This window comes from Candidatus Pelagibacter sp. uisw_091 (assembly GCF_059512525.1).
On the sequence record NZ_CM183455.1, the window covers coordinates 428743 to 452782 of the forward strand.

At 29.9% G+C, this 24040-nt stretch carries 29 protein-coding genes and 3 tRNA genes; 21 read left to right on the plus strand and 11 right to left on the minus strand.

Annotated elements, in window-relative coordinates; genetic code table 11:
* The 5 genes from AC5YGA_RS02290 to AC5YGA_RS02310 all read left to right on the plus strand — a co-directional run bounded on the left by AC5YGA_RS02290 (nt 1) and on the right by AC5YGA_RS02310 (nt 2967).
* Entirely contained in the window at nt 1-294 is a 294-nt protein-coding gene (locus AC5YGA_RS02290; RefSeq protein WP_415309129.1) for a hypothetical protein, read from the plus strand.
* Nucleotides 291-779 (plus strand): hypothetical protein, encoded by a 489-nt coding sequence (locus tag AC5YGA_RS02295; RefSeq protein WP_415309130.1) that lies wholly within the window; start codon nt 291-293, stop codon nt 777-779. The genes AC5YGA_RS02290 and AC5YGA_RS02295 overlap by 4 nt, the downstream gene beginning before the upstream one ends.
* 7 nt (nt 780-786) lie before the next feature.
* Nucleotides 787-960, plus strand: a complete 174-nt coding sequence (locus AC5YGA_RS02300; RefSeq protein WP_415309131.1) for a hypothetical protein — start codon at nt 787-789, stop codon at nt 958-960.
* A gap of 162 nt (nt 961-1122) precedes the next feature.
* Nucleotides 1123-1632, plus strand: a complete 510-nt coding sequence (locus tag AC5YGA_RS02305) for a pentapeptide repeat-containing protein (protein ID WP_415309132.1) — start codon at nt 1123-1125, stop codon at nt 1630-1632.
* A 30-nt stretch (nt 1633-1662) separates the two neighbouring features.
* On the plus strand, nt 1663-2967 hold the full coding sequence (locus AC5YGA_RS02310; protein WP_415309133.1) for an NAD(P)/FAD-dependent oxidoreductase: 1305 nt from the start codon (nt 1663-1665) through the stop codon (nt 2965-2967).
* A 33-nt stretch (nt 2968-3000) separates the two neighbouring features.
* On the opposite strand, the gene AC5YGA_RS02315 is transcribed toward AC5YGA_RS02310, so the two are convergent.
* Genes AC5YGA_RS02315 through AC5YGA_RS02340 form a run of 6 tightly spaced genes read right to left on the minus strand, consistent with a single transcriptional unit; the run spans nt 3001 to nt 8405 of the window.
* Entirely contained in the window at nt 3001-3882 is an 882-nt protein-coding gene (locus AC5YGA_RS02315; RefSeq protein ID WP_415309134.1) for a DMT family transporter, read from the minus strand.
* Between the two features lie 17 nt (nt 3883-3899).
* The gene (locus tag AC5YGA_RS02320) at nt 3900-4676 is read right to left on the minus strand and encodes a fumarylacetoacetate hydrolase (RefSeq protein WP_415309135.1); all 777 of its coding nucleotides are present in this window, start codon (nt 4674-4676) and stop codon (nt 3900-3902) included.
* Nucleotides 4676-5476, minus strand: a complete 801-nt coding sequence (locus AC5YGA_RS02325) for a M23 family metallopeptidase (protein WP_415309136.1) — start codon at nt 5474-5476, stop codon at nt 4676-4678. The genes AC5YGA_RS02320 and AC5YGA_RS02325 overlap by 1 nt, the downstream gene beginning before the upstream one ends.
* Nucleotides 5461-6219: an SDR family NAD(P)-dependent oxidoreductase gene (locus tag AC5YGA_RS02330; RefSeq protein ID WP_415309137.1), complete on the minus strand. Its 759-nt coding sequence runs from the start codon at nt 6217-6219 to the stop codon at nt 5461-5463. Before AC5YGA_RS02330 ends, AC5YGA_RS02325 begins: the two co-directional genes overlap by 16 nt.
* Entirely contained in the window at nt 6220-6810 is a 591-nt protein-coding gene (locus tag AC5YGA_RS02335; RefSeq protein ID WP_415309138.1) for a TerC family protein, read from the minus strand.
* Entirely contained in the window at nt 6810-8405 is a 1596-nt protein-coding gene (locus AC5YGA_RS02340; RefSeq protein ID WP_415309139.1) for a GMC family oxidoreductase, read from the minus strand. Before AC5YGA_RS02340 ends, AC5YGA_RS02335 begins: the two co-directional genes overlap by 1 nt.
* A gap of 153 nt (nt 8406-8558) precedes the next feature.
* Between AC5YGA_RS02340 and AC5YGA_RS02345 the strand changes: the two genes are divergently transcribed.
* The 6 genes from AC5YGA_RS02345 (at nt 8559) to AC5YGA_RS02370 (ending at nt 14791) form a co-directional block, all read left to right on the plus strand.
* Nucleotides 8559-9656, plus strand: coding sequence for a TRAP transporter substrate-binding protein (locus tag AC5YGA_RS02345; protein WP_415309140.1), 1098 nt, complete (start codon nt 8559-8561; stop codon nt 9654-9656).
* A gap of 71 nt (nt 9657-9727) precedes the next feature.
* Nucleotides 9728-10375: a TRAP transporter small permease subunit gene (locus tag AC5YGA_RS02350; protein ID WP_415309141.1), complete on the plus strand. Its 648-nt coding sequence runs from the start codon at nt 9728-9730 to the stop codon at nt 10373-10375.
* Nucleotides 10375-11709 carry a TRAP transporter large permease gene (locus tag AC5YGA_RS02355; protein ID WP_415309142.1) on the plus strand — a complete coding sequence of 445 codons (1335 nt, stop codon included), beginning with the start codon at nt 10375-10377 and terminating at the stop codon, nt 11707-11709. Before AC5YGA_RS02350 ends, AC5YGA_RS02355 begins: the two co-directional genes overlap by 1 nt.
* Nucleotides 11710-11734: 25 nt before the next feature.
* A complete protein-coding gene (locus AC5YGA_RS02360; protein ID WP_415309143.1) occupies nt 11735-13192 on the plus strand; it encodes a cytosine permease in 1458 nt (485 codons plus the stop codon).
* A 4-nt stretch (nt 13193-13196) separates the two neighbouring features.
* Nucleotides 13197-13943, plus strand: a complete 747-nt coding sequence (locus AC5YGA_RS02365; protein WP_415309144.1) for an SDR family NAD(P)-dependent oxidoreductase — start codon at nt 13197-13199, stop codon at nt 13941-13943.
* Between the two features lie 200 nt (nt 13944-14143).
* Nucleotides 14144-14791: a DUF3047 domain-containing protein gene (locus AC5YGA_RS02370; RefSeq protein ID WP_415309145.1), complete on the plus strand. Its 648-nt coding sequence runs from the start codon at nt 14144-14146 to the stop codon at nt 14789-14791.
* Between the two features lie 3 nt (nt 14792-14794).
* Here the strand turns inward: AC5YGA_RS02370 and AC5YGA_RS02375 are convergent, their stop codons facing one another.
* Nucleotides 14795-14932, minus strand: a complete 138-nt coding sequence (locus AC5YGA_RS02375) for a hypothetical protein (protein WP_415309146.1) — start codon at nt 14930-14932, stop codon at nt 14795-14797.
* A gap of 58 nt (nt 14933-14990) precedes the next feature.
* Between AC5YGA_RS02375 and AC5YGA_RS02380 the strand changes: the two genes are divergently transcribed.
* Nucleotides 14991-15413, plus strand: a complete 423-nt coding sequence (locus AC5YGA_RS02380) for a YbgC/FadM family acyl-CoA thioesterase (protein WP_415309147.1) — start codon at nt 14991-14993, stop codon at nt 15411-15413.
* Here the strand turns inward: AC5YGA_RS02380 and AC5YGA_RS02385 are convergent.
* Nucleotides 15410-16084 (minus strand): uracil-DNA glycosylase, encoded by a 675-nt coding sequence (locus AC5YGA_RS02385; RefSeq protein WP_415309148.1) that lies wholly within the window; start codon nt 16082-16084, stop codon nt 15410-15412. The two genes, AC5YGA_RS02380 and AC5YGA_RS02385, sit on opposite strands and share 4 nt — an antisense overlap.
* A gap of 2 nt (nt 16085-16086) precedes the next feature.
* On the opposite strand from AC5YGA_RS02385, the gene AC5YGA_RS02390 reads away from it, so the two are divergent.
* Both AC5YGA_RS02390 and AC5YGA_RS02395 read left to right on the plus strand, forming a co-directional pair.
* On the plus strand, nt 16087-16647 hold the full coding sequence (locus AC5YGA_RS02390) for a histidine phosphatase family protein (RefSeq protein ID WP_415309149.1): 561 nt from the start codon (nt 16087-16089) through the stop codon (nt 16645-16647).
* A gap of 37 nt (nt 16648-16684) precedes the next feature.
* Nucleotides 16685-16831 carry a hypothetical protein gene (locus tag AC5YGA_RS02395; protein ID WP_415309150.1) on the plus strand — a complete coding sequence of 49 codons (147 nt, stop codon included), beginning with the start codon at nt 16685-16687 and terminating at the stop codon, nt 16829-16831.
* Here AC5YGA_RS02395 and AC5YGA_RS02400 read toward each other — a convergent pair.
* From AC5YGA_RS02400 to AC5YGA_RS02410, 3 genes are read right to left on the minus strand one after another with little or no spacing between them, the layout of a single operon-like run.
* The gene (locus tag AC5YGA_RS02400; RefSeq protein ID WP_415309151.1) at nt 16828-17262 is read right to left on the minus strand and encodes a hypothetical protein; all 435 of its coding nucleotides are present in this window, start codon (nt 17260-17262) and stop codon (nt 16828-16830) included. The two genes, AC5YGA_RS02395 and AC5YGA_RS02400, sit on opposite strands and share 4 nt — an antisense overlap.
* Entirely contained in the window at nt 17249-17419 is a 171-nt protein-coding gene (locus AC5YGA_RS02405; RefSeq protein ID WP_415309152.1) for a hypothetical protein, read from the minus strand. Before AC5YGA_RS02405 ends, AC5YGA_RS02400 begins: the two co-directional genes overlap by 14 nt.
* Nucleotides 17412-17663 carry a DUF1289 domain-containing protein gene (locus AC5YGA_RS02410; RefSeq protein WP_415309153.1) on the minus strand — a complete coding sequence of 84 codons (252 nt, stop codon included), beginning with the start codon at nt 17661-17663 and terminating at the stop codon, nt 17412-17414. The genes AC5YGA_RS02405 and AC5YGA_RS02410 overlap by 8 nt, the downstream gene beginning before the upstream one ends.
* 100 nt (nt 17664-17763) lie before the next feature.
* Here AC5YGA_RS02410 and AC5YGA_RS02415 point away from each other — a divergent pair.
* The 7 genes from AC5YGA_RS02415 to AC5YGA_RS02445 all read left to right on the plus strand — a co-directional run bounded on the left by AC5YGA_RS02415 (nt 17764) and on the right by AC5YGA_RS02445 (nt 23995).
* Nucleotides 17764-17848: transfer RNA gene (locus AC5YGA_RS02415), tRNA-Leu, on the plus strand.
* A gap of 17 nt (nt 17849-17865) precedes the next feature.
* Entirely contained in the window at nt 17866-19299 is a 1434-nt protein-coding gene (tig, locus tag AC5YGA_RS02420; protein WP_415309154.1) for a trigger factor, read from the plus strand.
* Between the two features lie 32 nt (nt 19300-19331).
* Nucleotides 19332-19943, plus strand: a complete 612-nt coding sequence (gene clpP, locus AC5YGA_RS02425; protein WP_415309155.1) for an ATP-dependent Clp endopeptidase proteolytic subunit ClpP — start codon at nt 19332-19334, stop codon at nt 19941-19943.
* An 88-nt stretch (nt 19944-20031) separates the two neighbouring features.
* Nucleotides 20032-21300: an ATP-dependent Clp protease ATP-binding subunit ClpX gene (gene clpX / locus AC5YGA_RS02430; protein WP_415309156.1), complete on the plus strand. Its 1269-nt coding sequence runs from the start codon at nt 20032-20034 to the stop codon at nt 21298-21300.
* Between the two features lie 62 nt (nt 21301-21362).
* Complete coding sequence (gene lon / locus AC5YGA_RS02435; RefSeq protein ID WP_415309157.1) at nt 21363-23744, plus strand: endopeptidase La; 2382 nt, start codon at nt 21363-21365, stop codon at nt 23742-23744.
* 84 nt (nt 23745-23828) lie between these two features.
* Nucleotides 23829-23904: transfer RNA gene (locus tag AC5YGA_RS02440), tRNA-Val, on the plus strand.
* Nucleotides 23905-23918: 14 nt separating this feature from the next.
* A tRNA-Asp gene (locus tag AC5YGA_RS02445) sits at nt 23919-23995 on the plus strand.
* Nucleotides 23996-24040: the final 45 nt, after the last annotated feature.

A 24040-nucleotide genomic window follows, 5' to 3' on the forward strand; every position in this document is an offset into this window, starting at 1 on the left:
ATGAATAAAGAGATAAAAGCCGATGACGTTATTTTCAATTTTTTTAAACAGATCTGTGATGAGAAAGATGAAGCTAAGTGTGTTGAACTTGGTAATAGTTGGATTAATGCAATGAAAACTAATCTTACTAATATGGAAAAAAACTTAGATGAAGCTGACAAAGCTAAACATCAAGAAAATATTGATAGTAATATGAACCACCTTAATAATCTTAAGGATAAATCAGCTGAGGAATGGCGTGAATATGCAACTCAGTGTATGGTGGAGATCCTTGATCACAAAAGTAAATCTTGAATTTTTTTAAAAAATTATTTTCTAGTAGTAATTTAGTATTACAAATTGATGATGGAGGACGAGCTGCAGCAGGCTACAAAGGTAAAGCTGGAGACTGTGTAGTTAGATCTATCGCAATAGTATCAGGTCTTTCTTATCAAAAAATTTATGATGACCTTTATAAAGCAAATGAAGAGTTTAGAACTTCATCTAGAACTAAACTTGCAAGAAATTTAAAGAAAAAAAATGACAGTCCAAGATCAGGCACACATAGAGTAATTGTCAGAAAATACCTGGAAAAATTAGGATGGAGATGGACGCCAACAATGTTTATTGGTCAAGGATGCAAAGTTCATTTAAAAAAAGATGAACTCCCAGCTGGAACTTTAATTGTATCTTGTTCAAAACATATAACAGTTGTAAAAGATGGTGTTCTTCATGATACATATGATTGTTCTAGACGTGGAACACGATGTGTTTATGGGTACTGGACCAAACCTAATTAACCTTATTATGAAAAAACGGTTATTGAACTGTACAGATTGTGGAGATGACACATCTATCTTATCACAAGTTAGCTCAGGTCCTGAATTAATATTATTATGTAGTGATTGTTACAATCTTAAATATTCTAAAGAGGTACAAAATGAAATTTATTATGAAGAAAAAGAAAAAGAAAAAAACTAAAAAAGAACAAGCTGAAAAAAAAGAAACAAACTTTTACAATCTTGGAAAATGTAATTATTTCATCTTTAAATTTCTTTGCACTCGTTTTCGTTTATAACTCCTATTTATCAGTAAAATAAAGACCTATGATACATCTATAATATTGTGTTAGGATAAAATTAAATGAAAAAGTTTTTAGTCATTTTTATTTTGTGTTTTACGATTTCAGGTCAAGTTATTGCTGGTTGTGATGACGCTCCAACAGATGGTGTAGATTATTCAAATTGTCAATTTTCAGAAGGTCAGGATTTGAGTAGGGCTTATATTCCAAATTCAAATTTATCGTTTATAAGTTTTATTCAAGTTACATTTGATAAAAGTGTATTAATGAATTCTACATTAGCAAATGGTAATTTTATAGAGTCTTCATTTGTTAGAGCAAATTTATATGAATCAAATCTTGAAGGTGGCATTTTTGAAAAAGCTAATTTTTCAAGTGCTAATTTAACTAGAGTAAATTTTAATGGAGCATCACTAATTGAAGCAAATTTTACTAATAGCAACCTTTTTGAAGCAGATTTAACAGGTGCTAATATTTTAAATACTAATTTTGAAGGTGCTAATTTAAATAATGCAACTTGGATTAATGGTGTTAAATGTGCTTTAGGATCAATTGGCAAATGTGTAAAATAAAAATATTTTCAAGCACTATAATCTTATAAAATGAATTTAGTTAATGACAAAAATTGTGGTTGGATAACTGATCTTAGTCAAAGAGTTAATATAAAAACTTTAAATGAAGATAAATTTTGTGATTGGTTAATTATTGGTGCGGGTTATACAGGCTTATCTGCTGCAAGAAAGCTATCACAAATAAACCCTAATAAAAAAATTATTATTGTTGATGCACAATTAGCCGGAGAAGGTGCCAGTGGAAGAAATTCAGGATATTTAGTTGATTCAACACTTAATGATGGTTTTACTTCAAATAAAAAATTAATAAATTATAAAAAAAAGACTGATATTTATAAATTAGGAATTGAAACTGTAAAAAAATTTATTAAAGAATATCAAGTAGAGTGTGACTGGAATGAAGCAGGTAAATATTTTGCTTCATCAAAGAAAAAAGATCAAAATATATTAATTAATTTTGGTAAAACACTTTCTAAACTAGGTTTTGAATATGATTTATTTAATAGAGAAAAATTATATAAAAAATTAGGCACAGGTTTTTATAATTTAGCGCTCTATACGAAAGGTGGAATTTTGCTACACCCAGGAAAATTAGCAAGAGCTATGATCGATACGTTACCAGACAATGTTGAATTATTAGAAAAATCACAATTGCTTAAATGGAATAAATATAAAGATATAATAAATTGTAAATTTAAGAATAATAATATAAGTGCAAAAAAAATTATTTTTTGCACTAATGGATTTTTAAAATCATTAGGTATTAAAACTCACTATAGTTTTCCATTAACTTTAACAGCAAGTATGACCAGAAAGTTAACAATTAATGAGTTTAAATCAATAGGAGAGCCAAAAGAGTGGGGAGTTCTACCTGTTCGGCCTATGGGCGCAACCATAAGAATGACAAAAGATAAAAGAATTTTAATTAGAAATACAGCTGAGGTACACTGTCCATTTAAAATGAAGGAAAGTGAGTTAAAAAAAAGAACTTTAAATCAAATGATTGGGATAAAAAAAAGGTTTCCAGATCTCCCATCTAATATAATTGAGTCTAGTTGGTCAGGAGTAGTTTCTAGAACACGAAATAGTTCACAACTTTTTGAAAAAATAGATAATAATATTTTTGTAGCAGGCTGTTATAATGGTTCAGGTATTGGTGTTGGAACTTTATTTGGTGAACAGATTGCAATTAAAGCAAGTAATGAATACACTAAAGAAATTGAAAAAATAGAGGCTAGAAACAAACCCACTTGGTTACCGCCTCAACCCTTTTTAAATTTGGGTGTTAAAACAAGGTTAATATACGAGAGATTTAGAGCTAAATCTGAAATTTAAAATATTTTTTGAAATAAACTTGAAAAAAGCTATTTAACTGATTTGATTTTTTTGATTAATTACTAATACCGCACCAATTATTAAAATTGGTAACCCTATAATTAAATCTCTTTGCCACTCCAAATTTTCAAATACTGTAGAAATCAACAAAGCAAGTACTGGCATAACAACACCAACATAGCCAGCTCTTCCAGGTCCAACTTTTTCAATTAATTTTAAGTAAAAAATAAAAGCAAATATTGAGCCAATAATTGAAAGATAAGCAAGAGAAGCAATATAGGCAAAACTATATTCGAAAAGTAATTCAGCGCCTCTTATTTTTGCAATTAAAAAAGTTATAAGTGACCCATAAAGCATTGCATAAGCCAGAGTTTCTATCAATGGAAATTCATTATTTAAGTTCCTTTGATAAACCATATTGCCAGTCGAAGCAGAAAACGTTCCAAATAAAGCTAGGAGCAAACCGATATGAGCTCCATTAGTTAAGCTAAAATTAAAAATTTCATTATTAAAAATAATTATAATTCCAGCCATACCAATTGTTGCGCCAATCAAAGTTTGTAAAGAAGGTCTTTTTTTAAAATAGAAAGTTTCACCTAAAATATTCATTATGACAACAGTTGAAAAAACAACCGCAGGAAATGCACTTATTAAATAAGTATTAGATAAATAAAAAAAAACGTAATTTATTGAATAAAGACAAGTTCCAAAAAATAAAAACCAAATATGATGATTAATAGAAAATTTTAAATTCTTATTTTTAATAAATAAATAAAAAAAAATTAAAATAGATGCAACAAGAAATCTATAAAATACAGATACTAAAGGATCAACATAACCTAATTGAAATTTAATAACATACCATGTAGGAGACCAGCAAAAAAGTGTAATTCCAAATAATACAAGGTTATTCATTAAATTTAAATTAAAAATTAATGAATGATAGTCTTGGCTGATCCTAAATTAGTTATCTTTCCAATATAAAGTCCTTTTCCTAAGATTGGAACAACGCCTACAGTAGAGCCTGTAAAGACATAGAAATTTTTATTTAGATTGATTTTATCTTTTTTAATTTGGTTAAGTACAAACCTAAGTGAGTTTAAAGGGTTTATGTAAACAGAACTGGTATTACCAACAACTTTTTGACCAATTTTTTTATTGGTAATCTTTGTCTTTAAATTACCAATATTAATTTTTCTATATTTTTGTTTTTTTCCTATAAGAAATTTAACATTAGCTCCAAAGTCACTACACAAATCACCAAAACTTGTTATCCCTTTTTTTCTTTGTCTATAACCAACAATTTCAATACAAGGTGCCATATGTGATATATATTTGGTCAAATTCTTTAAATTAATTAAGCCTTTTGATTTGAAGAACTCTTTTTTAATAAGGTAACAAACTTCAAGTTCAATACCTAAAGTGGATTTGTTAATCTTTACTTTTTGACCACTTTTTATGAAATTTTTTTTAAAAATGGATGCATAGAAGGGCTTTTTTTCCTTGAGCTTTTTCATTACAGGTATTCCAGTTCCTGCTGCTTTAAAACCAATTATAGGGTCAGCAATTTTACTTTCACAGAGCTTTCTTAGTTTTTCAGCTTCACTTAATTTTTTTGTAAATTTCAAAGGAAGTGGGGCAATTATTTTATTATTAACAAACGCGTTAACTAGTTTATCTGCTGTTTTTTCTAATAAGGTTTTTTTCATTATTGGATGTTTAATATAGTTGCAGGATCTAGTCTAGTACCAAACCAATTAAGCCTAACGTCTAGATGAGGTCCGGTTGACCTACCTGTTGATCCAACTGTAGCAATGATATCTCCTTTTTTTACATGATCTCCTACATTTACAAAAATTTTATCCATATGCATGTATAATGTTGAAATTCCATGACCATGATCAAAAATTAAGGTAGCGCCAGTATAAAACAAATCTTTCTCAGCCAAAGTCACAATTCCATTATTCATTGCCTTAATGGGAGTACCTTTTTTTTGAGCAAAATCTAAGCCGTAGTGTGGCCACTTGGGTATACCATTTAAAATTCTTTGACTGCCATAAATACCTGTAATTATTGCATCATCGACGGGAATGATAAATTTTTCTTTAAAAAACTGCAAGTCACTTTCAATTTCTCTTGCATCAGCTATTAGTTTATTTTCTCTTTTTATTCTTACATAAAACTCTTCAGGCGGTGTAACTTTTTTTTTAGGTAGACCTTCAATTTTTTGAATATTATATTTTCTCTTTTTAATTTTTTTTATAATTTTGTTATTATTTTCTGTAATTACAATGTCAGATTTTCTATCTTTTTCAATTCCAAATGCAAAATAACCATCCTCAGAAACTTTTATTTTTTTCTTATCTATTATGATTTTTGTTCCAGGCTCTGTTTTGCCAATAATAAAATGACCTTGAATAAATTTACCTTTAAACTCTATTGCATGAACATGTGTTGAAAAAAAAAATACTACTAATAATAGTAATTTATATATTACTTTGCTGTCCATCCGCCATCTACTAGAATTGACGTAGCTGTAACCATTGACGACGCTGACGAAGCTAAAAAACAAACACTTGTTGCCACATCACTTTCAGTGGCTAATTTTCCCATTGGAATGTTTGATAAAGCTAATTTTTTAAATTTTTTGTTTTTAAAAAACTTTTTAACCATTGGTGTTGCAACAAATGTTGGGGCTACAGTATTCACTCTTATATTATATTTTGCTAGCTCTACACCCATCCCTTTGGTTAAACCTTCTATGCCAAATTTTGTCATATTATAAACATTTCTACCTGCCATTCCAACATGACCAAGTTGGGAAGACATATTAATTATAGATCCACCCTTTTTTTTGTTTTTTAACATTTTCTTTACCACTAATTGAGCAACATTAAATGCAGCTTTTAGATTTAGATCTACTAGATAATTCATATTTTCTTGTTTAATTTTTTCAAATGGCTCAGGGATATTTGTCCCAGCATTATTTACTAAAATATCTATAAGCTTAATATTATCTAATTTTGTTTTTAATTCTTCAAAGTTCATTACATCACAATTAACTTTGATAACTTTGCCTTTTATCTTTTTTATTTCTTTTTCAAGTTTATCAAGATCTGATTGAGTTCTACTTAATGCAATGATTGTAGCTCCAGCTTCAGCAAGAGCAATAGAGCAGGCTCTCCCTAATCCTTTGCCAGCACCTGTAACTAATGCATATTTATTTTTAAGATTTATTTTTTGTAAGTACATTTAAATAAATAATTTTAAATCAGTATAGATTAATTCAATTGCAACAATCAGTATAGCAATTAAACCAATCCAAGCTATCCATTTATATTCATTAATCCATCTTGATATTACAGTGGCAGCTGTTGCCATGAGAATTATAGATAAAGCTAAACCAAATATTAGCAATACATAGTGATCACCAGCAGCACCAGCCACACCCAAAACATTATCTAAACTCATTGTAAAATCAGCAAGTAAAACTGTCCATATAGCTTTCATGAAACTTGAGTTATCTACTTTAATATTTTCATCACCTAACTGACCTTTGATCACATCTGTGTAGAGTTTGTAGACAATATAAAGAAGAAGTAATCCACCTATCAGTCTTAATCCTGTTATTTGCAATAAATAGGCAGTTAACATGGTTAAAATAATTCTTAAAATTACTGCACCACCAATTCCCCAAAAAATTATTTTTTTTCTTTGCTCAACTGGAAATTTTGATGCAACCATTCCAATTATAATTGCGTTATCACCAGCTAGGACTAGATCAATAAAAATAATCTGACTTAATATAACGAGCTGTTCAGCTCCAAATAATTCTGAAAACATTAACTGTTTAATATCATATCTGCACCTTTTTCTGCAATCATTATTGTTGGTGCATTTGTATTTCCTGATGTGATGCTAGGCATAATAGAAGCATCAATTACTCTTAAATTTTTAATACCTCTAACTTTTAATTTTTCATCAACTACAGCCATATCGTCTTGACCCATTTTACAAGTTCCAACTGGGTGAAAAATAGTTTGTGCATAGTTTGATGCTTCTTTAACTAGTTCTTCATCATCATTAATCTTTATTCCTGGCCTGTACTCTTCTGGTTTATATTTTTTAAATGTTTCTGATTCTAATATAATCTTTCTTGTCAGCTTAAGCCCTTTAGCTGCAACCATTCTATCCTGATCAGTTGATAAATAATTTTGTTTAATTTTTGCATAAGTTCTTGAATCTTTGTCGACTATACTTACGTGCCCTCTACTTGTGGGTCTAATATTTGAAACAGTAGGGGTAAATGCATGAAAATTATGATTTTTAGTTGCACCTAAGGTATCCATACTCATTGGTTGAACATGCCATTGTAAATCAGGAAGTTCTAAAGAAGGATCACTTTTAGCAAACATACAAAGTTGGCTAGCACCCATTGTCATTGGACCACTCCGATTAAATACATATTCTAACCCAATCATTAACTTACCAAACAAACTGTTAATTTTCTTATTAAGTGATTTAAGACCATGTATTTTATAAATTGGTCTCAACATTAAATGATCATGAAGATTTTCACCAACTCCATTTAGATCTTGAACCAAATCAATACCTAGATTTTTGAGTTTATCTGGATTACCAATTCCTGATACTTGTAAAATTTGAGGTGAACCAATTGCTCCAGAAGATACAATGATCTCTCTATTTGCTTTTACTTTTTTAAGTTCATCACCATGCCAAAATTCAACTTCTTCAGCAGTCTTGTTATTAAAATTTATTTTTTTAATATGTGCTTTGGTAATAATCTTTAAATTTTTTCTATGTTTAACTGGATTTAAATATCCAACCGATGTGCTACATCTAAAACCATCTTTTTGAGTTACCTGAAAGTAACCACAGCCATGATTATCACCTGTATTAAAATCTTTTGTTTTAGGGACACCAAATTCTTCTGCTGCATTTTGAAATTCATCTAAAAGAGGAAGATGTATTCTTTGATCGGAAACAGATAGAGGTCCATTTACTCCATGAAACTGACTTTTACCTCTTTCTTGATTTTCTGCTTTTATAAAATAAGGCAAAACATCATCCCACCCCCAACCTGTATTTCCTGACTGTCTCCAAATATCATAATCTCGATGTTGTCCTCTTATATATAAGAGACCATTGATTGATGAGCTTCCACCTAAAGTCTTTCCTCTTGGATATCTTATAGATATATTATTCATACTTTCATCTGGTTCAGTTCGATAACACCAATCAGTATTAGGGTTGTGCATTGTTTTAAAATATCCAACTGGAATATGTATCCATGGATTATTGTCTTTCCCACCAGCCTCTAAAAGTAAGACTTTATGATTTGGATTTTCAGACAATCTATTTGCAAGGACACATCCTGCGGAACCTGCCCCAAGAATAATATAATCAAAATTTTCCATTAGATTAGAATGTTTATAATCACAAAAATTAAAAATACCAGTATTACCAACGCTTATAAACATTACTTTTTATGTATTAGTAGTTGTTTTAATTTTATTTATTTGAGAAAGTGCTTTTCTTATAAAAAACACAACAAGAGGGAAATATATAATATGAAAAAAATCATATCATTAGTTGTAGGAACTCTTCTTTTAACAGTAATGACTGTTACAGGAGCAAATTCTGCACAAACTCTTAAGTGCCAAACTGTAATTAGTGCAAAAGCTGATGAAGTGAAAATGTTAAAAGATTTCACTGACACGGTAACTGCGCTAACTCAGGGGTCACTTAAGTTCGAAATTATGCCAGCTGGTTCAGTGGTTGGTGTTAAGGAAACTTTAGATGCAGTTGATAAAGGATTAATCGATTGTGGTTTTGCTTGGACTCACTATTGGTCAGGCGACCACCCAGCAGCTATGTTATTTGGTTCGCCAGTAGCAGGTGCAGGTGTTGGTATCGACAATATCGCATTTTTATCTTGGTTCCAATATGGTGGTGGTAAAGAACTTTACGACCAATTATGGACTGAAATGGGAAGAGACATCAAAGGATTTATGTTACAACCAGTAGGCCCTGAAGCTTTAGGTTGGTTCAAAGAGCCAATCAATAGCATGGCTGACTTTAGAAAATACAAGTTCAGAACTCCTCCAGGAATTCCAGGACAAACTTATAAAGATATTGGCGTAGCTTCTGTTGCAATGGGTGGTGGAGATATTTTACCAGCTCTTGAAGCAGGAACAATTGATGCTGCTGAATGGTGTTGTCCTAAGCCGGATATGACATTTGGTTTCCAGAAAGTTCTAAAACATTACTACCTACAAGGTCTTCACCAAGTAGTAGTAAATGCTGACTTCTATATTACAGGCTCTAAGTACAAAAAAATGTCTGCAATTGAGAAAAAAGCTTTAGAAGTTGCTGCAAATGCATCTCTATCAAAATCAATGAGTTACAGAATATATGAAAATGGAAAAGCTCTACATGAGCTAACTACAAAGCATGGTGTTATTTTACATGACACACCAGCTGATTATTTTCCAGCATATATGGCTGCAGCAAAAGCAGCTTTAGAAAAAAATGCGGCTAAGAACCCATTCTTTGCTAAAGTATGGCAGTCTCAAAAAGACTTTGCAGACATAGCTGTTCCTTTTTGGTCTGGATCTCAAATGTCAAATGCTAAGCTAGGAATGGCTCACGCAGAAACATTAAAGTAGTATCTAGATAAAAGATAATTACAATTGAAGCGGACTTAACAGTCCGCTTCTTTTTTTTAGAGAAATTATTTATGCCAAGAAACCACGATTCCCAAAAACCAAAAGAAGAAATCAATCCTATGAAGCTTGATATTTCAGATGAAATGATTGCTGAAAGAAGAGGTGGGTCGGGTCCAATGCCTAAAGACATGCCAAAATGGATGGCATTAACTATTACAAAAATTGATTTAGCTAATAAATATATTGGTAATGTAGTTTGTTGGATTACCATACCCTTAATATTTGCAATGGTTTATGAAGTTTTAGCTAGAAAGTTATTTAATGCACCAACAATGTGGGCATATGACATGAGTAGATTTTTATATGGTGCTTTGTTTATGTTAGGAGCGGGTTACGCATTATCTAAAGGTGTTCATATAAGAGCAGACTTTTTATACAGAAATTTTAAAACTAAAACTCAAGGTAAGATTGATTTTTGGTTATATTTAATATTTTATTTTCCAGGTTTAAGCGTTTTTCTTTATATGTCGACGATTTTTTTACAAGAATCTATTATGAGAGGTGAAAAAGGAATGGACACAGCATGGATGCCTTTTATGTGGCCAATTAAATCATGTTTATGGTTAGGAATAGTATTTTTAATTGTTCAAGGTATTTCAGAATTGTTTAAAAGCTATTGGGCGGCTACAAAAGGTAAGTGGCCAGGAGGAGACGAGTAATGTTAGCAGAATTCATGGACCCAGCTATTCTAGGATTTATCCTAATAGGTGTAATGTTGTTTTCCATTTTTGTAGGCTTTCCAATTTCATTTACCTTAATATTTTTAGGATTTTTCTTTGGGTATCTAGGATTCGGTAAATTAGTATTTTATTTGATGACCTTACAGTTTTCAATGGTTATGACAGAACAAACTTTAGCTGCTGTACCACTATTTGTGTTTATGGGAATTATGATGGAACAAGCTGGTTTAATGGAAAGATTATTTTCAGCTTTTCAGTTAATGTTAGCCAAAGTAAGAGGCTCTTTATATTACGCTGTATTATTTGTTTCTGTTGTTTTTGCAGCAGCAACAGGAATTGTTGGGGCATCAGTAACAATTTTAGGAATTATGGCTGCAAAATCAATGAACAAGTCTGGTTATAACGTTAGGCTTGCAGCTGGCACAATTACTGCTGGTGGTACTTTAGGAATTTTAATTCCACCAAGCATTATGCTAGTTGTTATGGGACCTATAATGGAAATACCCGTTACAGACTTATTTGCTGCAGCAATCATTCCAGGAATATTGTTGGCAACTCTTTATGCCGCCTATACGACCATTAGATGTTGGATTGATCCAAGTTTAGGACCAGTTCTTCCAGTTGAATTGAGAGCTACTAGTATGGTGGCTGTTTGGAAAGAGTTTTTTATTGGCTTAGTTCCTCCTGCAGCTTTAGTTTTTGCTTCGCTTGGGAGTATATTATTTGGTTTTGCAACACCCACAGAAGCCGCTGGTTGTGGTGCAATGGGTTCTTTATTATTGGCTCTAGCTTATAGAAAGCTAACATTTGGAAGATTACAAGAAGCTTTGGTTAAAACTTTAGAAATTTCAGCATTAATAATGGTTTTAGTTGCTGCATCAAATTTTTTTGGAGCAGTATTTTCAAGACTAGGTACACCAATGTTATTAACTGACTTCTTGTTAGGTTTAGAAATGAATAGATACTTAATTCTTGCAATGATCATGGTTATGATTTTTCTTTTAGGATGGCCCTTAGAGTGGGTACCTATTGTTATGATTATTGTGCCTATTATATTACCTTTAGTTGAAGCTCTTGGGTTTAATTTAACTTGGTTTGCAATTCTTGTTGCAGTAAATCTCCAGACTGCTTGGCTCTCACCACCTGTTGCTTTATCCGCTTATTTTCTTAAAGGTGTAGTTCCAGAATGGGATCTTAAAGATATTTATCATGGAATGATGCAATTTATGGTTATTCAAGTAATTGGATTAATTTTAATTATTGCATTTCCACAGATTGCTTTGTGGCTTCCAAGCTATCTATATGGACAGTAGAATTTATTAGTTTATTATCTGAAAGGTGAATCAAATTAAATCAAAAAAAAGTCTTATTAATTGGGAATTAGTTTCAGTAAACCCTAACGATAAAAATTGGGATTGGAAAGATTTATTTTGTTTCTGGGGGTGTAACATTCAAAGTGTAATTGGATTTTCTTTAATTGCGTCTCTTTATTTAGTTTATGAATTGAATGTTTTTGTTGTTTTATTTGGAACATTAATAGCCTCAATTCTTGTTTACTTTTTAGCTAATTTAATAGGAAGGCCTTCACAAAAATATGCTTTACCATTTGCAGTAATTTTAAGAAGTTCTTTAGGTGTAAAGGGTGCAAAATACTTTGGTTTATTTAGAGGTTTAGTAGGCATCTTTATGTTTGGTATCCAAACATATTTTTTATCAAGATTATTTAGTTTTTTAATAAGAATTTGTATTTTTTCCTTTGACAATACTTTTTTAGATAATGAAATTTTTTTAGTTTTTCTTTTAGGACTAAATATTATTGATGGAGTAGCATTTATTATTGCTATTTTTTTACAAGCCTACTTATTTAGTAAAAGTCATAAATTTAACAGATCTATTATAAGGTTTTCAGCAGTAACTGTTTATTCAGGAATGCTTATATTCTTTCTAACAGTTTTTCTTTATGATGTTAAAGTTACTTCAACAGCATTTGTAGATATATTTTCAATCAACAATCTATTTGATAAAAATAATTTAGCTCCACTAATTACAGTTGCAGGGACAATTTTTGCTTACTTCTCAATAGTAATTGTGAATTTTGGTGATTTTAGCAGGTATGTAAAAAATGATAATGAATTAAAAAATGGAAATTTAAGTTTGATTATTAACCTATTATTATTTTCATTTTTTGCCGTATTCATTGTTATTGGTGCAGATATTTTCCTCAATAAAAACTTAGAAAATATGGAAAGAATTTTAACAAATCCAACAGATATAATTGGAAAAATAGACAATACAGAATTAACAGTAATAGTTTTAATTTTTATAATTTTTTCATCAGCATCTACAAATTTAATAGCTAATTATGTACCAACACAAAATATATTATTAAACATTATGCCAATGAAACTTAATCTAAAAACTGCTGGATTTATTATTGCTATATTAGGATTTATTATAGGTATTTTTTGGTTACCGCTTTTAAGTCAAATTGGAATTTTAGCCTTTGTAGATACTTTTGGTGCTTTTTTTGGACCTTTGTTTGGCATTATGGTCATTGATTTTTATTTAATTAAAAAAACAAATTTAGATAACAAAGATATCTTTTCTACAGAAAGAAATAGCTTATATTTTTATTCTAATGGCTGGCATATTAAAGCGGTCTATTCTTTATTTTTAGGTTTTATTTTTGCAGCATCAACAATTTGGAACGAAAGTTTAATGAACTTTCATTCCTTCTCTTGGATTATTGGAGCATTTATCTCTTCATTGACTTACTACTTGTTAGCTAGTAAATAATTCTATGCATCAATTTGATTTAAATGAAAAAACAGCAATCATTACTGGTGGTGCACAAGGTTTTGGCCTGGATATTGCTAAACGTTTTTTAAACTCTGGTGCAAAAGCTATCATTTGGGATATAGATGAAAAAGAATTAAAAAAAGTAGTCAAAACAATAAATAATACAAATCTTTCATACAATGTTGTTGATGTGTCTAACTTTAAAACCGTCAAAGAAACTGTCGATGAAATAGCACAATCTTCAAATATTGATATTTTAATTAATAATGCAGGCATTACTGGATCAACCTCTTCATTATGGGATTATGATGTTGATGAGTGGAACAAGATAGTTCAAATTAATTTAATGGGAACATTTAATTGTTGTAAGTGTGTTGTTCCCCATATGCTCAAAAACAATTATGGTAGAATTGTTAATGTTGCCTCTGTTGCGGGAAAAGATGGTAATGCAAATGCAAGTGCTTATAGTTCAGCTAAAGCAGGTGCTATTGGTTTAACTAAATCACTAGGTAAAGAATTGGCTGATAAAAATATTGCTGTTAATGCTGTTACGCCAGCTGGTGCTAAGACAAGAATTTTAGATCAAATGTCAAAAGAACATGTCGCTAGAATGCTATCCAAAGTACCAAGAGGTAGATTTCTTGAAATAGAAGAATTTACATCACTAATTTGCTGGCTTTCTTCTGAAGAAAATTCATTCTCAACAGCAGCAGTTTTTGATATTAGTGGTGGTAGATCTACTTATTAAGTGTTGTTTTCAACATTTTGAAATTAGTTTTATTTTCCTCAGAGATAACGGGTGCAAGCAAAATTATTGACCAATAAATTAAAAGTACAAATATAGATATCGATTTCATTTACTCCTAGTAAGCTTCAATATTGATCTTTAGTTGTTTAAAATTTGTTCAAATATTGTTTTTTAAAAATAAATGGATATATAGTAAATTTATGATTAAAAATTTTTTAATAGTATTACTTGTCTCATTTATGATTTCTAACAGCGTAACCGCTGAAAAAGCTACTGTTTTTGAATTTACAGAAGAAGAATTTAAAACATTGAAAGTTGGAAAGAAATATAAAGGTGAAACAACATGGACACTTGGGTCAAACATAAATGGTAATTTTATTAAAGCTGAAGCTGAAGCTAGGGGCTCTGGATTAGGTAAAGAAGTTTTAATTGATTTGTTAAAAACTCCTTTTATTAATATTACCTGGAAAGTTGAAAAAGATTTAAAGGGTATAGTAGAAAATAGCAAAAAAGGGCATGATTATGCCGCTAGAGTATTCGTTATAAAAAAAACTGGGTCGACAGCTCTATCAAACAGGGCAATAAATTATGTATTTTCGAGTAATAATAAAGTAGGAAAAAATTGGCCTAGCCCCTATACAAAAAAGTCAATTGATTATGTGTTATCTTCAACAAAAAATAATCTTGATACATGGGTAACTGTTAAAGCCAATGTCAGAGATGACTTTATGAAGCTACATGGTATAGATGTTACAGATATCTCTGGTGTCGCAATAATGACAGATACAGATAACTCAAAATTAAAAGCTATATCTTATTATCAAAATATTTATTTTTCAGCTAAATAGAAATTATTTAATAATTTTTTTAAAGCCGATACTCAAAAAAGATAAGAGGATTGCAACAACAACATCTTCTATTGGAGCGGCGTCTGGGACACCAAAATTCCAAGCTATTACAGTAATTAGCCAAATTATATAAATTTTCATTAAAAAAACCATATCTTAGTTTACTATTAAAATAATTTTTTTTTGATATTATAAAATTATGCATGAGAATTTTTTTCACAAACTTAAAGTTTATTATGAAGATACTGATGCTGGTGGTGTTGTGTATTATGCTAATTATTTAAAATTTCTTGAAAGAGCTAGAACTGAAGCTTTAGTTACTTTAGGTTTTAATAATAAAAAAATTAAAGAGGATTTTGGGGCTTTAATTATAGTTAAATCATGTAATATTGAATACAAAATTTCTTCTCATCTCGAGGACGAGTTAAGTATTAGGTCTTTTGTTAAGTCAGTTACAAAAACATCTTTTATTATGAACCAGTATATCTCAAGAGGAGAAGACCTTATAGTTGAAGCAAAAGTACATTTAGTTTTTGTCAATAATGAAGGCAAACCTATCAAAATACCAGATAATTTATTTAAAGATTTTAAACCTTATTTTTGTGACAGTATTAAAGTTTAGATTGCTTTCTTAGCAAATTTAATAAGCTTCATCATTTTTGGTTTATTAATAACTTTTGTATTAACATTACGTGGGCTTGGGTGGTAACATGGAATTAAAATCTTACCATCTGGTAGAGTATATTTGGCCCCATGTTTAAATAAGAATTTTTGCTTCATTACATAATTTTTTTTATAAAATTTTAAACAATTATCAAACGCAACTTTTCCTAGACTTATTATAACTTTTAAGTTTTTTAAATTTTTGATTTCCTTATCAAAATAATTTGAGCAGTTATTTAGTTCTTGATTTAATGGTTTGTCACCAGGAGGAACACATTTTAAGATATTTGTGATATAGGTACTTTTAAGTTTTAAACCATCATTAATATGGGTGGAAGTTGACAGGTTAGATATTTCTGTCTTTTTTAGACAACTAAATAGAAAGTCACCAGATCTATCACCAGTAAATGGTCTACCTGTCCTTGTTCCACCATGAGCAGCTGGTGCTAGACCAATTATTATTAATTTTGCATTAACATCACCAAAACCGGGTACTGGTTTTCCCCAATACAATTCGGCTATATTTTGTTTTCTTTTCGTATATGAAATTTTTTTACTATATTCTATTAGTCTAGGACATTTTTTACATTTAATTATTGTATTATTTAATTTTTTAAATTTAATACTCATTAATGAAATTAGTTAAAATTATCATAATCCTACTTATATCTTTCACTACTTCATTTAAAGGTATTTCAGCTAATGAATTTAAGAAAATATTTAAAGATGGTGGAAAATTAATATTCATAAGACATGCATATGCACCGGGTAGTGGTGATCCAGACGGGTTTAGGATATCAAATTGTCTAACACAACGTAATTTAAACATAGATGGAGTTGAACAATCAAAGCGAATAGGTCATTTTTTTAGACAAAACGATATAAAAATTGGCAAAGTTTTATCTAGCGAATGGTGTAGATGTAAACAAACAGCAGAGTATGCTTTTAACAGCTATGAAATTAGAGATTTTTTAAATTCTTTTTTTAGTCAAGAGTTTTCTCATAATAAGGATAAGCAAATAAAAGAATTAAAGGAATATATAAAAAACTGGAATGGAAAAAATAATTTAATACTTGTTACACATTACGTCGTAATTTCTGAAATTTTAAATTTATCTGTATCATCAGGTGAAATTGTTATAGCAGATAAAGATTATAATATTTTAGGAAGGCTAAATACACTTAACAATTAAAACTATATTTTATTATAAAAAAATATAGAGTACACACATGTCTTCCAAAAAAGCAATGAAGTTAGCCCAAAAGCAAGCTTTTGCAAAACACCGTAGTAATATTACAAATACTAAATTTGGATCAAAAAAAATAAATTTTGTTAATAAGTCCAATAAGACTAATACAACAAACAAAAAATCTTAACTCTCTTCCTCAAAGACATCCACCTTACCACAGGTTGATAATTTTGTTGTACCTTCTTCATTATTAATTACTGTCTTAATTCTAATTATTGGATTATTTTTTTCAAAAAGTAGCTGTGTATAAAATTGTGGATAGCCAACTTTATCTGTAAAAAATAAATTATTTTCTTCATATATAAATTTTTCGAGGGAGTTTTCTTTTTTTATACTTAAATCTGTTAATTTAAGTTTTTTATAAGTCTTATTGTCATAAATGAAGTTTCTTGTCATTAAAGACTTATTAAAATCTAAAATGTATTCATTTTTAATAAAACTATGTCTAAGGTCTTTACAATTTGTTAGATGCATTATTTGTGAAAAAATTATTGTTTGAAAATTAATAAATAAAAATGATAAAAGTAAAAACTTATTATAAAAATTATTTTTTTTCATATTTATCAGTGTAAAAGAGTGCAATTAATAAAATTACAGTCCATATAATCCCTATAAATGCTTTGGGACCAGTATCAGCGCTCCATAGATCTAGAGCCATAGCACCAAAGATCAGGCCCAATATATAAAGCAATATAGCTACTGTAGACTTACTCATTAATTAAATTTTTTTTAAAAAGAGAAATACCATTCTCAGTTTTATATTTATATGAGTCCTTAAAACTTTCTAATTGCCAACCAGAAAGTCTCTCTTGAATATTAGTCAAATTTTCACTTTTCCATTGATCAGAAGTATCTTCCAGTTTCCACAATTTTTTTTCCTCATTGCTTCTACCACATCCATAGCAATAGCCAGTTTGTGGGTCAGTTTTACATATACTTATACAAGGTGAAATAATCATTTTTTTAAATTATCAGTAAATATAATTGATTATTATTATATTTTATAATTATTGTCATTGGACAAATGATATCAATAATATATAAAGCCACTTAAATTCTGGGCGAATGGCGGAATTGGTAGACGCGCTGGTCTTAGGAACCAGTATTGAAAGATGTGAAGGTTCGAGTCCTTTTTCGCCTACCAAAAAGTTATTATAAATTATGAAAGTAAAAGTAGAAAACATAAAAGGCTTAAATAAAGACATTAAAGTTTTCATAGACAAAAAAACTATGAACTTACATATGGATGAAAAATATGAAGAAATTAAAAAAACTGTTAACTTAAAAGGTTTTAGACTGGGAAAAGTGCCTAAAGAAATTCTTAAAAGACAATTTGGACAAGCAATTTTTAGTGAAGTTTTAGACAAAGTGTTAAAAGATTCATCAACAAAAGCATTGGCCGATAATAAGATTAAACCAGCTGGCCAGCCTAAGCTTGATTTAAAAACTTATGGTGAAGATAAAGATTTAGAATATGTAATTTCTGTAACAGAGCTTCCTAACGTTGAGCTTAAGTCTGTAGAAAATATAAAATTTGACGAATATACAGTAAAAATTGACCCTAAAGAGACTGATAAAAGAATTAAAGAAATAGCAAAAAGTCAAAATAATTTCATAGATGTTGCTGATGATATTAAAGCTACTGATGGAAATTCTGTAATCTTTGATTATAAAGCGACAATCGATGGAAAAGATTTTACTGGTGGTGAAGGAAAAAACACACAATTAATACTCGGTAAGGATTTATTTATTAAAGGTTTTGATGAGCAATTAATTGGTGTTAAAAAAAATGACGAAAAATCGGTAGAGGCTGCGCTTCCTGAGAATTATCCTCAAAAAGAATATGCAAATAAAAAAGCTAAATTTATTTGTAAAATAATAGCTATAAAAAAATCTGAAGATGTTAAAATTGATGATGTTTTTGCAAAAAACTTAGGTGCAAAAGATCTTACAGATTTAAAATTGCTAGTTTCAAAACAAATTAATGACGAATATAAAAATTCTTTAGATAAATTAGCAAAAACAAAAATTTTAAAAGAAATTGAAAACTTTAAAGTTGATGAAATTCCAGGTAATTTAATAGAAGAAGAAGTTAAAATACTAGCACAAGGAATGAGCGAAGAAGATGCTAAAAAAAGTAGAAAAAATTTTGAGGATATTGCAAAGAAAAGAATTAAAGTAGGATTAATTTTGAATGAATTTGGTGAACAAAATAAAATAAAAGTTACAGAACAAGAAGTTCAAGCAGAGGTTCAAAAGCAACTTAGAATGATGCCCGGTCAAGAAAAAATGGTTATGGAATTTTATCAAAAAAATCCATCTGCATTAGCTAGCTTAAGAGGAACAGTTTATGAAGAAAAAATTATAAATTTAATTAAAACAAAGGCAAAATCCAATAAAAAAGAAATCACGAAAGAAGAAGCAGAAAAAATTTTAAAAGAACATCAAAAACAAGAACTTGACCACAACCATGATCATAACCATTCTGCAGAAAAAAAAGCACCAGCAAAAAAAGTAGCTTCTAAAAAAGATGAAGCTAAGCCAAAAACTTCAAAATCTAAAGAAACTAAAGCAAAAAAAGTTAGCAATAAGTAATCACAAGTTGTATAAGTTAAGAGAATCAACTTATGACAATAAATTTTTCTGAACAAATGAACAACTTAGTTCCTATGGTTGTGGAACAATCAAACAAAGGAGAAAGAGCTTACGATATTTATTCTAGGCTTTTAAAAGAGAGAATAATTTTTCTAGTTGGCCCTATTAATGATAACGTTGCATCCTTAGTTACAGCTCAACTTTTATTTTTAGAATCTGAAGATCCCAAAAAAGAAATTAATTTATATATAAATAGTCCTGGAGGACTTGTTACAGCTGGGTTAGGTATTTATGACACGATGCAGTATATAAAACCTGATGTGTCAACTTTGTGTATTGGTCAAGCAGCTTCAATGGGATCTTTTTTACTAGCTGCTGGAAAAAAAGGTAAAAGGTTTTCACTCCCAAATTCTAGAATAATGGTCCACCAACCATCAGCTGGATTTCAAGGACAAGCCACAGATATTGAGATACATGCTAACGAAGTTTTGTCATTGAAAAAGAGACTTAATGAAATTTATTCCAAACATACTGGAAAATCAGTTGAAGATGTAAAAAAGGCTCTCGAAAGAGACAACTTTATGAATCCAGAAGTTGCTAAAGATTTTGGTTTAGTTGATGAAGTAGTTGAAAATAGATCTTAACACACAACATCTTGATAGTTACCAAACGTATACTTGATTAGTATGACTCATTTATATTAAAGTACATTAAATGATTCGTTTATAAATTATGACTACAAATAATAAAAATATCCTTTACTGTTCATTCTGTGGCAAGAGCCAGCATGAGGTTAGAAAATTAATAGCAGGTCCCACTGTATTCATTTGTGATGAGTGTGTTGAGCTTTGTATGGATATCATCAAAGAAGAAAGCAAGGATAATTTTGTTAAACATCAAGATGGTTTACCTTCACCAAAAGAAATTTGCGCTGTATTAGACGACTATGTTATTGGTCAACCCCATGCAAAAAAAGTTTTATCAGTAGCTGTACATAATCACTATAAAAGACTTAATTATGAAAGTAAAACTAGTAAAACAGTTGAACTTTCCAAATCGAATATTCTTTTAGTTGGGCCTACTGGTTGTGGTAAAACTTTATTAGCCCAAACGTTAGCAAGAATTTTAGATGTACCCTTTACAATGGCAGACGCAACCACACTGACAGAGGCAGGATATGTTGGTGAAGATGTTGAAAATATTATTTTAAAATTATTACAAGCTGCAGATTATAATGTCGAAAAAGCGCAAAGAGGAATTGTCTATATTGATGAGGTTGATAAAATTAGTAGAAAGTCTGAAAACCCTTCAATTACAAGAGATGTTTCTGGTGAAGGTGTGCAGCAAGCTTTATTGAAAATTATGGAAGGAACCGTTGCAAGTGTACCACCTCAAGGAGGAAGAAAACACCCTCAACAAGAATTTTTACAAGTTGATACAACTAACATTTTATTTATTTGCGGAGGAGCTTTTGCAGGTTTAGATAAAATAATTTCTCAAAGAGACAAAGGAACTTCGATTGGATTTGGTGCGAATGTCAAAAAAACAGATGATAAAAAAACTGGTGAATGGATGAAAAGTTTAGAACCAGAGGATTTATTAAGATATGGTTTGATACCTGAGTTTATTGGAAGGTTACCTATGATAGCTACCTTAGAGGATCTTGATGAAAAATCTTTAGTAAAAATATTGCAAGAGCCTAAAAATTCCTTAATCAAACAATATCAAGAATTATTTAAGTTAGATGGAGCAAAATTAAACTTTAAAGACAACGCTATTAAAGAAATTGCACAAAAAGCAATTAATAAAAAAACAGGTGCAAGAGGACTTAGGTCAATTTTAGAAAATATTCTATTAAAAACTATGTATGATTTGCCTAGTCAAGACAATGTTGATGAGGTTATCGTTGACGCTAGTGCGGCCAAAGGTCTAACTCAGCCTATTTTAGTTCACTCAAAAAATAGCAATAAAACTAAAATAGACAAAACATCTGCTGCCTAATTTAACGTTAATAACTAATAAATAGCTATTGCAATATTGAATTTAATATCCATATTTAAAACATGGATGTTAAAATCGTAAGACCATTATTACCATTAAGAGATATTGTCGTATTCCCAAATATGGTTATTCCATTATTTGTTGGTAGAGACAAGTCTATCTCAGCTTTAAATGAGGTGATGAAAAAAGATAAAAAAATAATTCTTGTTACACAAAAAAATTCAGAGATAGATGATCCCAAAAAAACTGATGTTTTTACTTATGGTTGTGAAGGAAACATTCTACAGTTATTAAAATTACCGGACGGTACAGTAAAAGTTTTAGTTGAAGGTAGTAAAAGAGTTAAAATTTTAGATTATAAAGATAATGATAAGTATATTGTTTGTGAATACGCTCATCACTATGACGAAGTTACAAAAGATGAAGATCTAATTCCACTAGCAATGACAGCAGTTAGAAGACTTGAAAAACTAACATCGATTAATAAAAAAGTTTCAAGTGAAACAATTAATAGTATTAAAAAATTAAATAACGCATCTCATATTGCTGACAATATTGCATCTCATTTAACAGCAACCATTTCAGAAAAACAACAAATTTTTGAAACAGTCGATGTTAAAAAAAGACTTAACTCTATAATTAAAATTATGGAAAATGAAACTAGCATTATTGGTGTTGAGAAAAGAATCAGAGGCAGAGTTAAGACTCAAATGGAAAAAACTCAAAGAGAGTATTATTTAAATGAACAACTAAAAGCTATTCAAAAAGAATTAGGTGAGATTGAGGACGGTAAAGATGAAACGTCAAGTCTTAATAAATCTATTTTAAAATCCAAAATGCCGAAAGATGTTGAAAAAAAATGTATGGCAGAACTTAAAAAGTTAAAAAATATGAGCCCGATGTCAGCAGAAGCTACTGTCATTAGAAATTATCTTGATTGGATGATTGACCTTCCTTGGTTTAAAAAAAGTGAAATTGCTATGGATCTTAAAAAAGCATTAGCTGTATTGGATGCAGATCATTTTGGCTTAGAAAAAGTGAAAGAAAGAATTATTGAATTTTTAGCTGTTCAAAAAAGAATGGAAAAAATTAAAGGTCCAATTCTATGTTTAGTTGGCCCACCTGGAGTTGGAAAAACATCATTAGGTAAATCAATTGCTAAAGCTACTAACAGAGAGTTTGTTAGAGTTTCTGTTGGCGGAATGCGTGATGAAGCTGAAATAAGAGGACATAGAAGAACTTATATTGGTTCTTTGCCAGGGAAAATTATTCAAATGATGAAGAAAGCAGGAACAAAAAATCCTTTAATTTTACTTGATGAAATAGATAAAATCGGAAACGATTATAGAGGTGACCCATCATCAGCTTTATTGGAAGCTTTAGATCCAGAGCAAAATGCGACATTTAACGATCACTATCTTGAAGTTGATTATGATCTATCCGACGTTATGTTTGTGACAACAGCAAACACATTAAATATATTACCCCCACTTTTAGATAGAATGGAAGTAATAAGATTAGCTGGTTATACTGAAGATGAAAAAATTAATATTGCTAACAAATACCTTTTACCAAAACAGATTAAAGACAATGGTGTTAAAGAAAAAGAAATGACCTTATCTGAAGATATTGTTAAAGAAATTATTAGAAGTTACACAAAAGAGTCTGGTGTCAGAAATTTAGAAAGAGAAATTTCTAAAGTAGCAAGAAAAGTTGTAAAAAAAGTTGTAACTGGAGAAGAAAAAGAAGTTAATGTTAATTTAAAAAATTTACCAGACTATCTAGGTATACAAAAATTTAAATTTGGTGAACTTGAAAACAAAGATAAGATAGGCGTTGTTACAGGTTTAGCATGGACAGAATACGGAGGGGAAATCCTAAAAATTGAGACTGTCATTATGCCTGGTAAAGGTAGAATGCAAATTACTGGTAAACTTGGTGAGGTAATGCAAGAATCTATTAAGGCGGCAAAATCATTCATTAGATCTAAGAGTTTAGATTATGGAATTATACCGCCATTATTTGAAAAAAAAGATTTTCATATTCATGTACCTGAAGGAGCCACACCAAAAGATGGGCCTTCAGCTGGTATTGGAATGGTTACATCTATAGTTTCAGCAATAACTAATAATCCAGTAAGAAGAGATGTTGCCATGACTGGTGAAGTTACATTGACAGGACAAGTCCTACCGATTGGCGGATTAAAAGAAAAATTACTTGCCGCCCATAGAGCTGGAATTAAGCAAGTTATTATTCCTAAGGAAAATGAAAAAGATTTAGTAGATATGCCTAAAAAAATAATTGATGATATTAAAATTACTTCTGTAGAACATGCAGATGAAGTGTTAAAAATAGCTCTTACTAAAGAACTTAAGAGAGTTGAATGGGTAGAGGTAGAAAAAATTTCTAAATCTGGTGATAAATCTCAAGCTAGCATTCAATAATTGCCAATTTATATCCTTTTCTTTTTTAATATCTGTTTTGACTTTCATAAATAATTGTTATAATTAAACGATAATTTTGGTTAAGGGTGGTTAGCTCAGCTGGTAGAGCATCTCGTTTACACCGAGGGGGTCAAAGGTTCGAGTCCTTTACTACCCACCAAAATATGTAAAAGTGGGGGTGTAGCTCAGTTGGTTAGAGCGATCGCCTGTCACGCGATAGGTCGAGGGTTCGAGTCCCTTCACTCCCGCCACTTTTCCCCATTTTTAATGTGAATTTCATATAAATTGTGACGTAA